The sequence below is a fragment of the Butyricimonas sp. DFI.6.44 genome, assembly GCF_022132345.1.
In the GTDB taxonomy this organism is placed as follows: Bacteria; Bacteroidota; Bacteroidia; order Bacteroidales; family Marinifilaceae; genus Butyricimonas; species Butyricimonas muris.
Genome location: NZ_JAKNJD010000001.1, coordinates 79,870 through 92,588 on the forward strand (window position 1 = coordinate 79,870; position 12,719 = coordinate 92,588).

9 protein-coding genes are annotated in these 12,719 nt (G+C 53.9%); 2 read left to right on the plus strand and 7 right to left on the minus strand.

Features of this window, described 5'->3' with window-relative positions:
- Positions 1–558: 558 nt before the first annotated feature.
- Genes L0M98_RS00400 through L0M98_RS00425 form a run of 6 tightly spaced genes read right to left on the minus strand, consistent with a single transcriptional unit; the run spans position 559 to position 11,499 of the window.
- Complete coding sequence (locus L0M98_RS00400) at positions 559–6,375, minus strand: N-6 DNA methylase (protein WP_004291462.1); 5,817 nt, start codon at positions 6,373–6,375, stop codon at positions 559–561.
- Positions 6,365–6,952, minus strand: a complete 588-nt coding sequence (locus tag L0M98_RS00405) for a DUF1896 domain-containing protein (RefSeq protein ID WP_004291461.1) — start codon at positions 6,950–6,952, stop codon at positions 6,365–6,367. The genes L0M98_RS00400 and L0M98_RS00405 overlap by 11 nt, the downstream gene beginning before the upstream one ends.
- Positions 6,953–6,979: 27 nt before the next feature.
- Positions 6,980–9,067 (minus strand): type IA DNA topoisomerase, encoded by a 2,088-nt coding sequence (gene topB, locus L0M98_RS00410; RefSeq protein WP_004291456.1) that lies wholly within the window; start codon positions 9,065–9,067, stop codon positions 6,980–6,982.
- Between the two features lie 60 nt (positions 9,068–9,127).
- Complete coding sequence (locus L0M98_RS00415) at positions 9,128–10,699, minus strand: DUF3945 domain-containing protein (protein ID WP_004291455.1); 1,572 nt, start codon at positions 10,697–10,699, stop codon at positions 9,128–9,130.
- A gap of 20 nt (positions 10,700–10,719) precedes the next feature.
- Positions 10,720–11,070, minus strand: coding sequence for a helix-turn-helix domain-containing protein (locus L0M98_RS00420; protein ID WP_004291454.1), 351 nt, complete (start codon positions 11,068–11,070; stop codon positions 10,720–10,722).
- A gap of 3 nt (positions 11,071–11,073) precedes the next feature.
- The gene (locus L0M98_RS00425) at positions 11,074–11,499 is read right to left on the minus strand and encodes a helix-turn-helix domain-containing protein (RefSeq protein WP_004291432.1); all 426 of its coding nucleotides are present in this window, start codon (positions 11,497–11,499) and stop codon (positions 11,074–11,076) included.
- Positions 11,500–11,637: 138 nt separating this feature from the next.
- Here L0M98_RS00425 and L0M98_RS00430 point away from each other — a divergent pair, with 138 nt between their 5' ends.
- Both L0M98_RS00430 and L0M98_RS00435 read left to right on the plus strand, forming a co-directional pair.
- Entirely contained in the window at positions 11,638–11,937 is a 300-nt protein-coding gene (locus L0M98_RS00430; protein ID WP_004291426.1) for a helix-turn-helix domain-containing protein, read from the plus strand.
- Positions 11,938–11,968: 31 nt separating this feature from the next.
- Complete coding sequence (locus tag L0M98_RS00435; protein ID WP_004291424.1) at positions 11,969–12,274, plus strand: helix-turn-helix domain-containing protein; 306 nt, start codon at positions 11,969–11,971, stop codon at positions 12,272–12,274.
- 77 nt (positions 12,275–12,351) lie between these two features.
- Here L0M98_RS00435 and L0M98_RS00440 read toward each other — a convergent pair whose 3' ends face one another.
- Positions 12,352–12,714, minus strand: a complete 363-nt coding sequence (locus L0M98_RS00440; protein WP_004291423.1) for a hypothetical protein — start codon at positions 12,712–12,714, stop codon at positions 12,352–12,354.
- Positions 12,715–12,719 lie beyond the last annotated feature (5 nt).

Consider the following 12,719-nt stretch of genomic DNA (forward strand, 5'->3'; position numbering starts at 1 on the left):
TTAATATGTATATTATTACTGCCGCATAACGATTACAAAATTACACAAAAAAATATATCTAACAAAAGTGGGAGGATTTTTTAACTTTTTACCATAGACATTTTATTAGGGAAGCGTAGGTTCAACTGGCAAGTACAAATAAGTAGAAATGTTTGAACAACACCGTTTTAGGAAGTTGAAAAATCAAGTTTCTCTCTCGGTATAGCGTTTATTTTGGCCAATATCTTCTTTAGTTTAGCATTTGTGTATTTCCCATTCGTGTTCTATTTAGCTCCTTATTATGAGTATGTAGCAAGTTACTTATCAAATTCAGCCTCTTTGAGGGTCAAATATGGTTTTGCAAATGGTGACTGACAAGACATAAACAAGGTCAGCAGGAATTTTTTACATAAATGGACATGAATGTATATAACCTAAAATAAGAATAAATTTTAATAAGGGCTGCCCAAAAAGAAAAAAATGCAGTTGCCATCCTATAGATACTTGCAGAAAGGATAAAATTTACTTTTAGACCTTTTGGGATAGCCCTTATTAATACTTCAGATAAAATTCCTTAGGTTATATTTTCAATCCTTTGGACCGGGTTTCCTCCTTGGCATACAGTCCCGGACGCCCGATTATGACATGGTTGGCAACGATACTATCCGCCGGACTGCGTATCTGCGGCGGTGCATTTTCGGGATATTGCGCCTGCCTGTTCCTCACATCTTCCGCTTCCGGCTTGAGCTGTTGCCCTTCATTCTCCTTTTCTGCGACTTCGGGCGTGGGTGGCGCAAGCTCCAGCTGAATTTTTCGGTCAAGGGCGGCAAGTTCGGACTTCAACTGCTTCAGCTCGTCCTCCTTCTTCCACACCTTACCCGCTATCTCCTGTAACTGCGGTATCTCCATCTCCAGCACCTCGTTCTTCGCCTTGTACTGGTCGATGATGGAGGGTATCCTCTCCATCGCGTTGAGGAAGTTGCGGGCGGCGGCCAACGGGTCAGCCATCGCCAGATGCCCGTTGTTGTAGGTGTACTTGTAGTTCCCCTCGACCACGAAGCGGTTGTCGGTGAACTCCAATCCCTCTTTGAGTATCCTTTCGCTCACCACCTTTATCGGAAAACCGTAAAGTTCACCGACCTGCGTGTACAACCCTCCGGTCGTGGCATTCTTGGCTATCTCCTGCAAACGCTTTCCGATGACCTTCTCATCGGCGGAATCCACTCCGTCCACCTTTATTATATTAAGGCGGTTGCCCTCCTTGTCGGTCTGCACCACCGACAGGAAGCGGTTCCAGTCCTCCGTCATGGCATCTATGAAAGCCGTGTTGTTGCGCAACTCGCCGGTCTTTGACTCCAGCTTGAACTCCGAATCACGCTTGCCCTTGTTGAACGACTTGCGTTCCCCTTCGAGCGATGCGATCCGCTTTTCCAGTTTCGCCTTGTCCAACAGGTCGGTATTGCCGGAGAGCAACGCCATGTATTCCGAGAAATTCATGCCCGATTTTTCGTCCATTGCCCCCTCGTCGATGGTACGCGCACCCATCGCACCGCTTTTGAGCTGGCTTATGAAAGTCTGCTTGCAGTGCAGGAGGTTGAACTTGTAGCTGTCCAGTGACTTCTCCACCGCGTAGATGATTACATCCACGTTGTTCCCGGCGAAATGTTTGGCAATCTCATTACCTGCCCTAACTCCGCGTCCGTCACGCTGTTGCAAGTCGGACGGTCGCCACGGCGTATCGAGATGATGGATAGCCACACACCGTTTCTGGGCGTTCACACCCGTTCCGAGCATAGAGGTAGAGCCGAACAGCACACGCACCGTCCCGGCGTTCATGGCGTCTATCACCGCCTTCCGCGCCTTGTCGGTCTTGCACTCCTGAATGAAGCGCACCTCGCTTGGCGGTATACCGTAGTCCTCCGTCAGTTTGCGCTTGATTTCCGAATAGACGTTCCACCCGTCGCCCGGCTGGTATGTCCCCAAATCAGAGAAAACGAACTGCGTGCCTTTCTGGGCGTCGTATTTTTGATAATACTCCGCGATCATCTTGGCACAGTGACTCGCTTTGTTGTCGGGATGATCTTCGTAATTCGGGTCTATCATGCGCATGTCGAGTGCCATTTTCCGGGCATAGTCCGTGGCGATGAGCATCTTCGCCTTTTCTTCCGTTTCCGAAAGCGGCAGCCTGCCCAACAAGGTGGCATCGCCCGTCTTGGCGAACTGCATCAGTTTCTGTATGAAGTCCTCCTGTTCCGGCGTGGGCGGTATATGGTGCAGTATCTCGTTCTTGGCAGGACGGTCAACGCCCACATCCTCCGCCGTGCGGTAGTCCGTGATTTCATTATAGAAGGCGGCAAGCTCCGGCACTTTGATGAAGTAGCGGAAACGCTCCTTCTGGACCACATTGTTCGTCACGTTAAATTCAAAATCCGTCGTCTTCTTGGCAAATATCGCCGCCCAAGCGTCGAAACACCTTATGTCCTGCCGTTCCAGCTCCTTCGGGCGCAGGTACTTGAACAGCAGGTACAATTCAGTCAGTGAGTTGCTGATAGTCGTGCCGGAGAGGAAGGTCGCACCCAAGTCTTTTCCTGTGCGCTCCTGTATGGTGCGTATGGCAAAGAGCATGTTAAGTGCCTTCTGGCTTCCCTCGCTGTTTCCCAATCCCGCCACACGGTCGTGGCGCGTGTTGAAAGTCAGATTCTTGAACTGGTGGCTCTCATCTATGAAGATGTGGTCGATGCCCATCTGCTTGAAATCCACCACGTCGTCCGTGCGTGACTTTATGGCGTGTTCCACCTTCTCCAGCTTCGCTTCAAGGTTGTGCTTGCGCTTCTCCAATCCTTTCAGCATCGCCCGCGACACGTTCTTTCCCTGCTGCCGTAGCACTTCGAGGTTTTCCTCCACCGTGTCAAGCTCTGCTTGCAGGATGCGCTGCTGCAATTCCGGCGACTGCGGTATCTTGCCGAACTGGTCGTGCGACATGATGACGCAATCGTAGTCGTTGTTCTTTATATTATTGAAGAAGCGCACACGGTTGGCGGTCGAAAAGTCCTTCTCCGAAGCGTACAGAATACGTGCGTTGGGATATGCCGCCTGATAGGTGGCTGCAATCTCCGCAACGTTGGCTTTCAGCCCGATAATCATCGGCTTGTGTGCCAAATTCAGACGCTTCATCTCATGCGCGGCGATGCACATTATCAGCGTCTTACCGGTTCCCACCTCGTGGTCGCAAATTCCGCCGCCGTTCTGTTTCAACATCCAGACGCAATCCATCTGTGAGGGATAGACGCTCTTGATACCCCGGCTTGCCAGCCCTTTCAGGTTGAGGTCGGGAAAGGTCTGATGGGAGCCGTCGTAGCGCGGGCGCACGAAACAGTTGAACTTGCGGTTATACATCGTCACAAGCCGCTCCTTGAACTGCGGCGACTGCTCTTCGAGCCATTCGGAGAAGCCGTTTCGTATCTCGTCAATCTTGGCGTTGGCGAGTTGTATTCCCTCGCTGTCGCGCATCTTGATGTCGTTGCCATGCTCGTCCTTGCCGATGGACTTCATCATGTCAGGGCAGGTGTTGTGCAGGGCGTGTTTTAGGAGGTGCATACCGTCATAGTTCCGGTAATACCCCTTCACCAGAAACTCGTCCGTGATTTTCATGGTGCGGTAGCCGCACACCACCGAAAACTCGTCCATGCTTGCGGAATAGGCGATTTTCACCTCCGTGTCGAACAGCCGGCTCATGTAGGCGGCATAGACACCCGTCGGAATCCAGCGTTCCCCGAAATTGAAGTCCAGATCCTCGAAGGCGATGCGCTGCGGCTCGGCATCTTTCAGAGCCTCCAACGCCTGCTTCACCTCCGGCATACGCTCATTTTCGGGATTGTCACCCATCCATGCCTCTATGCGTTCCGCTTTCTCTATGACATTTCCGGCGATGAAACGGTCTTTGATTTCGTAACCGGTCACGAGCGGATTGTAGTAGATGCGCCCTTGCAGGGCAGTGAGCAAATCCTCCGCCGTGCTGTCGGTTATCTCCCGCATATAGTCGAGATTGACCGTACCATATTTGTTGAGCGACGCAGACAGGGCTTCTTCGGGAGAGCCTACGTTGGCATGGCTCTCCACCGCGAAGGAAACAGGATGCTCGAAGATGTCCGCCTTGACGAACTTTCCGTTTTCCATCCGTTCCAGCGAAAGGATGTCGCGCCCGCCCGCATCCATCATCACTAACTTCACGTTCTGCTTGGCGTTGAGGTTGCCGTAGCGCATGACAAACTCATCGTAACAGGTATTCAGATGCTCTCGCCACGGAACATTTGCCTCGCGCCGGAGCGATTCATAACGGTACAGACGCTCGTAGGCGTCACGCAGCGACACATACAACAACGCCTTTTCCTTCTGGTATCCTTTCAGGTCGAGCGGCTGGAATGTCGCCCCGTATGGCGTGATGTCTTTCAGGTAGCCGATGTTATGACGCCCCCGGTCAGCCACCAGCGACCCTTCGCGCAGGTGCATCTCCGGCGTGCGGTGGTAGGCACGCGGAGAAAGGTCCACGACTTCCTCCTTCGGCTTTTCCGCTTCGATGTCGGGGAAAAGGAAAGTCCCCACCGCTTCCGATGGGGTATCTGTAACGGCAGGTGCGGCGACTGCCTCCGGCTGTGTTTCCTCCTGTCGTGGCTGCTCACGGGAAGTTTCCGGCACGGCTTTCACTTCCGTCTTTTCCGCCACTTGTTTCTCGTTATGCTGCCTTGCCAGTTCCCGAAGTTCTTTCCTACGCTCCGGCGTCAAACCCATCATCATTTCATAGAAACCGTTGATGGGAGGATTGGTATCCCAGTCCAGTGTGGCATAGATGTCGTCCGGGTCGGCAGGCTTGGCGGTGTTCTCCGCTTTCACCTCCTTATTCTCCATTGCGGGTTTTGCAGTTGGAGCTGTCGGTGTAACCGTGACTTTCGGTTTGGGCGGAGTGGACTTTGCCGTAACTGCCTTTTTCACCGTCTTTTTCTTTTTGGAGGTTTTCGGTTGGCTGACCTCTTCCGTCATCCCCCAGAGGTCAAGCAGGGTGAGCTGCACGCCTGCGGAATATTGCGGGCGCGGTTCTATCTCCGGCTTTTCATCTGCGGGTTGCGGCTTTTCTGTCGGAGTTTCCACCGTCTGCGCCGAGGATACTGTTTCCAATTTTATGGCAGGACGCTCTACTTTATTTTGAACGGCAACTTTTTCTTCCGTTCCTGCCTGCCGGATTGAACCCGAATACAAGCGCATGGCAAGCCTGTAATGGAAATCCTCGTCGAGCATACGGCGCAAATCCCCGGCGATGCCTGCTGCCTTGCCCTCGTGCAGATAAACCATAGCGGGCTTCCCGTAGGGGTCTGTGTCAAGTTTCGCCATCGTATGCACGATGCGTTCCGGGTGGTGGATGAAATAGGCGTTGTCGGTCAGGGCGGTTTTCGTGTCCGTCTGTATCACGGTCATCAGCCGCTCGTCCTGCGACATTTCCTTCTTGCTGAGGTTCTTTTGCAGGACAATCAGGTCACTGCCCACCTCCGTGCCCGCGTTGTCCGTGAACAGGTTGTTGGGCAGGCGTATCGCGGATACCAGATTGGCCTGACTGAACAGCTCGTTACGCACGGAGGTCTTGGTGCTATTCAATACCCCTTGCGAGGTGATGAACGCCACGATACCGCCGTCACGCACGGCATCCAGTCCTTTGAGAAAGAAATAGTTGTGGATGGTTTTCTGGGCGGAGCGTCTGCCGAAAGAGTCGCTCCGCTGAAACTCCGCGTCGAACACGGCAATGTCACCGAACGGAATGTTGGACACCGCCAAGTCGAAATAATTGTTGAACGGTCTTTCGATTTTCTCAAAACCGCAGGTGCGCATTTTCTGGTCGGGATAGAGATGCCTCAAGATTGTACCCGTGAGCAGATCCTTCTCGAAAGCCATCACATCCGCATTGGGGCTGTGCCGCAGCATGGAATCCACGAACACGCCGACACCTGCCGACGGTTCGAGCATACGGGCGGGGCGGACGCTGTAATCTGCCAGCACGTCCGCGATGGTGTCGGTTATCTCTTTGGGGGTGTAGAAAGCGGTCAGCACGGACGCTTTCAGCGAATCCACAAACCGCTTGTACTCTGTTTCGTCCTTGCTGTTCTCACGGATAAGCCTGTGCAGCTCCACCGTCGGGGCGAACAGTTCGAGGTCGGATTTCGCCCACCGGACGGCATCCGTCAGTTCCTTTGCAGGGTTGAGGATACATTTCAGACCGCCGAAACCGCAGTACCTTTGAAGTATGGCACGCTCTTCGGTTGTCGCTGTCCTATTTTCCCTGTCAAGGATGAATGCCGTCCGTATCGCCTCGATGTTGTCCCGCAGTTTCTGTTTGCGGTTAAACGCCATATTCGTCTAAGTAAAGGACGGTTGCTCCCGTCAGCTCCGTGTAGAGCAGGTCGTAATCGGAAGACAGGGCGAAATTGTCATCCGAGAGGTCATAGACGGAGAACACGTTGCCGACAAGCGGCAGCAGTTTCAGGACAAAGGCTTCACGCTTCTCTTCCGGCACTTCATCGGCAAACTCGTTTTCCACGACTTCGCGGAGGATGGCGTAACGGGAATAATGCAGTCCGCGCAGCAGCGTGTCCATCGCCAGTTCCTGCGCACCATCGGCGGGATAGCCTTCAAGCCGTGCCCTCTCATACGTTTCGGCGGCACGGTCGGCCCGTTCCCGTATGAAAGCGGTGTCGTCAGCCTGTTCAAACTTGTTCGTGCGGAGATAGTCCAGCAGGTACAGACCGTAATAGGAAAAGTCGGTCTGACCCTCGTTTTTCTTCTTGTTGTTCATTACTTTGGATTTAGCGGATTGATAATTAACGGGATAATCGGTTGGAAAAAGGAAGAAAAAGGCACTCGGTATCCCTCCGAGTGCCACCACTAAATCCAAAGTATGAGTGTAATCCGGTATCGAAGAACAATTCATTACTCTGAACAAGTGGCAAAGTTAATACTATTTCTTCCGTCCTGAAAATTTCTTGTCCTTTTTAGCCTCCGGGAACACAAAAGTCGTGTTATATTCCCCGTCAAAGGCGACAACAGCATCGAAACTCTTGCCCTGTTTGCTCTTGAACCCTTTGAGCAGCTTGGTATGCCCTTCGGTGAGCAGGTCTTTGATTTCATCGTCGGACAGGGTGCGTCCCGCTTTCAGCCGGAACACGGGCAGTCCGCACTCCGTGTTGTCGCAGCGTACCACCTTGCCGTAGAACCGCATCCTGCCCGTGCCACACTTGGGACACGCGCAGCCGGAGTCACGGCTGCCGAAGAGCTTGTCGCACGAGATCAGTTCGGAGGTTATCTCACGTGTGTACGCCTCTATCTCCTTGCGGAAGGTGTCGTCGGACAGTTCCCCGCGCTCGATACGCGCCAGCTCCTTTTCCCATTCGCCCGTCATGGCAACATCGGCGATGCGCATCGTCTTGACGACGGAATTGAGGGCAAGTCCTTTTTCGGTGGGAACAAGCGACTTCTTGCAGCGTTCCATGTAACCGCGCTTGAAAAGCGTTTCGATGATGGAGGCGCGTGTGGCGGGAGTACCGATGCCACAGTCCTTCATCGCCTGCCGCAGTGCGTCGTCCTCAATTTCCTTGCCCGCCGTTTCCATTGCCGAGAGCAGGGTGGCTTCGGTATGCAGCGGCTTGGGTTTGGTCTTTCCTTCGGTAATGGACGAGCCTTTCGGTGTCAGCGTGTCGCCTTCCTGCCAGCCGGGGATGGTAATTTCCTCTTTTTCCTCGCCATAGACGGCACGCCATCCGGTTTGCTTCACGACGCTGCCTTTTACGGTAAACTCCACTCCGGCACATTCCGCCGTGACAGTGGTCACATCCTTGACGCATTTCTCAGAGAATGCCTCGACCATGCGCCCGGCAATCATCTGATAGATGGTATTGTCCTCTTTGGAGAGGAAGAGCGGTTTCTCACCCGTGACGAGCAGGGCATGGTGGTCTGTCACCTTGCCGTCGTCCACGCTGCGGCGTGTCGGGGCGGCTTTTGCCCGCACCTTGTCTTTCCATTCGGGCTGTGTGCCGATGAAAGCGAGCAGTTTGGGAATTTCGGCAAACACGTCTTCGGGGATGTAGCGGCTTCCCGTTCTCGGATAGGTTATCAACTTCTTTTCGTAGAGTTTCTGCGCGATTTCAAGCGTCTGTTCCGCCGTGAAGCCGTGCTTGGCGTTGGCTTCTTTCTGGAGCGTGGTCAGGTCGTAGAGCAAGGGAGTTTCCTCCGTCTTCTCCTTGCGCTCGGCTTTCGTGACAGTGGCGCAACCTGCCGCCTTTACCTTATTATATAGTTCCATCGCCGGTTCTTTCTCTTTCCATTTCTCGGAGGATGAGAATTTCACGACTTCGCCGTCGCAACCGTCCGTTGCGATATGGAGCTGCCAGAATGCTTCGGACGTAAAGCGGCGGTTCTCCCAGTAGCGTTCACATACCATAGCCAACGTTGGTGTCTGCACCCGCCCCACGGAATACGTGCCGTGTCCGGCGGCGATGGATAACGCCTGTGTGCCGTTGATGCCCACGAGCCAGTCGGATTCGCTCCGCGCTTTGGCGGCGAGGTAGAGGTTGTCGTATTTGCTGCCGTCTTCGAGTTTCCGCAGTCCCTCGCGGATAGCTTTGTCGGTGAGAGAGCTGATCCACAGGCGCACGAAAGGAGTGGTGCAACCCGTATAGTGGTAGAGGTAGCGGAAGATAAGCTCTCCCTCGCGTCCGGCATCGGTCGCCACGATGATATGTTCGCTTGTGTCGAACAGTCTTTTGATGACTTTTATCTGCGACACCACGCCGCTGTCGGGCTTGTAACCTTTCTCCGTCCTGACCTGACGGGGGACGAGCGTGAATGTGTCGGGAATAATCGGGAGGTTGTCACGGACAAATCCGCGCACGCCGTAGCCGTCGGGCATGGCAAGCTGAACGAGGTGTCCGAATGCCCATGTCACGGCATAACCGCCTCCCTCGAAATATCCTTCCTCTCTCTTTGTCGCGCCCACGATGCGGGCGATTTCACGTGCCACGGAGGGCTTTTCTGCAATGATTGTCTTCATGTCTTCTTCTTTTTTGTTGATACTTTGGATTTTATTTTGGATTCAGTGGCGGACACGGGATTACATTTTCATGCCCTTGCCCGTTTTCTTCTGCGGCTTCTCCTGCTGCTGTTGCTGGCGGGCGTCCTTCGGGTTGGTCTGACCTTTCTGCAACGGCTCTCTCAGATTCTTTGTAGCCTCGTTGGTCTTGCCATCGTTGTTCACCGCCACCTGCGTGCGGCTCTCGTTGGACGGAGCAACCTGCTGTGCATTGTCAGGGTTCGTGTCGTAGCGGTACGGGCGTCCCTTCTCCGGGTTGAACTTGATATACATCGTGGCATGGAAGCCCTGCTTGTCGGTCACGTTCTCCAGCTTCACGGCTTTACCCGCCACATAGTCGGCTTTCTGCTGGTCGGTGAAGCTCACGCCGCTCCATTTGCTGATGGGGCGGATGCTGCCGTCCTCGTTCGTCCACGTGTTGCGGCGTTGCTCCTTCTTGGTCTGTGCGGCATTTTCCCCGCCCTGCGCCTGACTTTTCGATGTGTCGCCTTTGGTTTCCTGTGTCTGTGCGGTACGGGGCGACTTGCCGGTTCCCGGCACGAACTCCACGCCGCGCTGCTCCACGTTCACTTGCAGGGTGGTGACGAACTTTCTGCCGTCGTTGCGCTCGATGAGCTTGTCGCGTACGGGCAGTCCGGCGCGGAGCATGTCCCGCTCCTGCGTGGTGATTTCCGTCTTGCCGATGCGCTCCGGGATGCGCACCCTGCTTGCCGGAATGTCCGTGATTTCATTCGTCTTGCGGTCGATGCTGATGTAGGAGGGGATGATCTCGCCCGTTTCCCTGTCCACAATGTCCACGACCCTACCGAGATTGCCCGTTTCGCGGAGGTTCTTCCGGTCATTGTCGGAGAATTTGTGTTCCTTGTACTCATCCAGCTTCTGCTCCTTGCGGATGAAGTGCGGCACGAGGCTGATGTTTCCCTCACCGTCCTTCTTGAAGGAGAGGCGGGCGTCCAGCTCGAATGATTCGCCGCCGAAGGTCGGTTTGACCTTTACCAAGTCGGACTTGCCATAGTTGAGCATCTTCGTAAGGTCGCCGGACTTTTCAAGGTTGTCCCGCTTTACGCCCCATCTGTCCTCCAGCTCCTGCCAGTTGATTTTACTCTCGTCGATGGGCTGGTAGCCACGTTTGCCCTGCATCTGTTCGGATTTGTCCTGTTGCTGTTCTTTCCGTTGTTCCATGTTCTCCTGTTTTTGAGGTTCTTGTTTCTCTGTCTGTTGTGCTGCCATCTCTTCCTGCACCTTCTTCTCATAGTCGGAGGTGTCCACCTTGTGAGGGGCGAGCAGCTCCTTGTTCGCTTCGGGGTCTTTCAGCAGTTGCTTCATCACCTCTAAGAGATTTTCAGCTTGGTCTGCCGCAATGCGGTAGAAACCGAAGCGGCTGGGTTCCTTGCACTGCCGGAAGAAGTTCTTGAAGAAGTTGTCCAGCACGTCGCCATGTCGGTCGAATTGCAGGAAACTCTGCGCGTTCTCCGCTTTTGCGGGGGTGCGCTTGGGTGTGCCGTCCGCGTTCAGCCCGGCTACCACGCTGATCTCGCCTGTCTTCTCGTCACGGACTACCAGCACGTCCTTTTCGTCTTTTTTCTTTGCCATCTGAAAAATGTTTTAATGGGTTATTTATGAAAGAAATTATGGATACGAGCCTTGTAGAAGGCTATATCTTCCTTTTTGAAGTCCTTGATATGGTTGGAAAGGAATGTCAGCACGTCCTCCTCGCTGTAATAGGTCTTCTTGCCCAGCGTCTTGTAGGGCAATGCGCCTACGCTGCGGTAGCGTTGGAGGGTGCGTTTGCTTATCTGGAGCAACATGCACAAATCCTGATTGTCGAAAAGGCGGATGCTTTCCGTGATAGTGGGCTGTTTCCCCTCAGCCTTCATCGCCAGCAGCAGTTCGTCCTGACGGTCGAGCCGTTCCATCAGCTTCTGCATCCAGCCCTCGAAGTTGTTTCGTGTGAGCAGTTCCATGACCTATGTCCTCCTTCCTTTTGGTTTGCCGCCCGTGCGCAGCGTGTGGTTGTGGAACAGGGTGTCTATTGTCCCTTCCTCGTTCCTTACTGTGTTGTCCTCCAATAGCCGCAGTATCTCGGAAAGGCGGTAGCGGCAGCTTCCGCGTACCACCACATACTCGATACGGTGGTCGGTGCGCATACGCTGCATGGTGCGCTTGCTCACGTTGAGCATCTTCGCCGCCTGTGCCGTGTCAAGCAGCTTGTCTTCGGTTTCCCGCTTCCGTTTCTTCTCGTCCCTTGCCTCGCGGATGTACCCTGCGATGTTCGCAATCTGCGCCATCATCTCCTTGTAGGCGGAACTTTCCATTGTTATCACTTTCATGTTCAGTCCTTTCTTTTTGTTTCTGCGACAAAATTCGGCAATAAACAAAAGGGGCTTTAACAACTCACTACGTGACTCACGTAAGATTTTTGCGGAAGATGGCTCCGTAACCCGGTCAAACGGCGCAACAGGCAGCCTTTCAGCGGAAAACGATACGTCTTGTATGCCGTTTCGTTACCTTTGCGGCAAACTCTAAATGACATGAATATGGAAATAGTATCTATCGAGAAAAAGACTTTCGAGATGATGGTGGCGGCATTCGGCGCACTCTCGGAGAAGGTCGCCGCCCTGAGGCGCAAAAGCGACACGGGGCGCATGGAAAGATGGCTCACGGGCGAGGAGGTCTGCGGGCAGTTGAGAATAAGCCCGCGCACGTTGCAGACGCTGCGTGACAGGCGGCTTATCGGCTACTCGCAGATAAACCGCAGGTTCTATTACAAGCCAGAGGAGGTGAAGCGGCTGATACCGCTTGTCGGCACGCTCTATCCGCACGGCAGATGATTTGATTTATTCACCCACTGAATCCGAAGTTATGATGAACGAGAACAACGATGTTTTTACGATGGAAGACGAGCCGATAGCCTCTGTGGTGCAGGATATGCGCAAAGGCTCGAAATGGCTGTCCGCATTTCTGGAAAGCTACCGTCCTCCGCTGGACGGGGAACGTTACCTGACGGACGGCGAGGTGTCGGAACTGCTCCGTGTGAGCCGGCGCACCTTGCAGGAATACCGCAACAACCGCGTGTTGCCCTTCATACTTTTGGGAGGGAAGGTGCTTTACCCGGAAACGGGGCTGCGCGGGGTACTGGAAGCGAACTACCGCAAGCCGCTGGAGTGAGGCGGTTTCATGAAAAAGTAAACGGGTGACACCTTTTGTGGTGCTACCCGTTTACTTGTCTTATGGGGTATGTGCAATCAGCAATACCCGGCTTTTCCGTTCTGTATGAACATCACGTATGTCTGCCGTTTCTCTTGTGAGAGTGCCTTTCCCACCAGCCATGTGCGGAACAGGTGGGTGTTGTAGGTATTCACCCTGAAAGCGACCGGGATGATGATTTCAAGGGCGTACACGTCCGCGTGCAGCCCGTTTTCAAGCTGCATGTAGCGGCACACCTCGTAGTCGTTCAGCACGTCCGACTTGCGGACGGCTCTGATGGCGGCGTTCACTGCCGGGACGGTCGTATGGAACAATCCGGCTATTTCGGTGGCGGTCATCCACACGTCGTTACCGGTTACGCTGACTGCCTTGTCCTCGATGATGATTGTGTCACGTTTCATGGCTT

Bases quoted from the DNA above. Each gene is read 5' to 3' on its own strand.
- L0M98_RS00440 (WP_004291423.1), bottom strand. From the start codon at position 12,714: ATGAAACGTGACACAATCATCATCGAGGACAAGGCAGTCAGCGTAACC.
- L0M98_RS00435 (WP_004291424.1), top strand. From the start codon at position 11,969: ATGATGAACGAGAACAACGATGTTTTTACGATGGAAGACGAGCCGATA.
- L0M98_RS00415 (WP_004291455.1), bottom strand. From the start codon at position 10,699: ATGGCAAAGAAAAAAGACGAAAAGGACGTGCTGGTAGTCCGTGACGAG.
- L0M98_RS00420 (WP_004291454.1), bottom strand. From the start codon at position 11,070: ATGGAACTGCTCACACGAAACAACTTCGAGGGCTGGATGCAGAAGCTG.
- L0M98_RS00405 (WP_004291461.1), bottom strand. From the start codon at position 6,952: ATGAATTGTTCTTCGATACCGGATTACACTCATACTTTGGATTTAGTG.
- topB (WP_004291456.1), bottom strand. From the start codon at position 9,067: ATGAAGACAATCATTGCAGAAAAGCCCTCCGTGGCACGTGAAATCGCC.
- L0M98_RS00430 (WP_004291426.1), top strand. From the start codon at position 11,638: ATGAATATGGAAATAGTATCTATCGAGAAAAAGACTTTCGAGATGATG.
- L0M98_RS00400 (WP_004291462.1), bottom strand. From the start codon at position 6,375: ATGGCGTTTAACCGCAAACAGAAACTGCGGGACAACATCGAGGCGATA.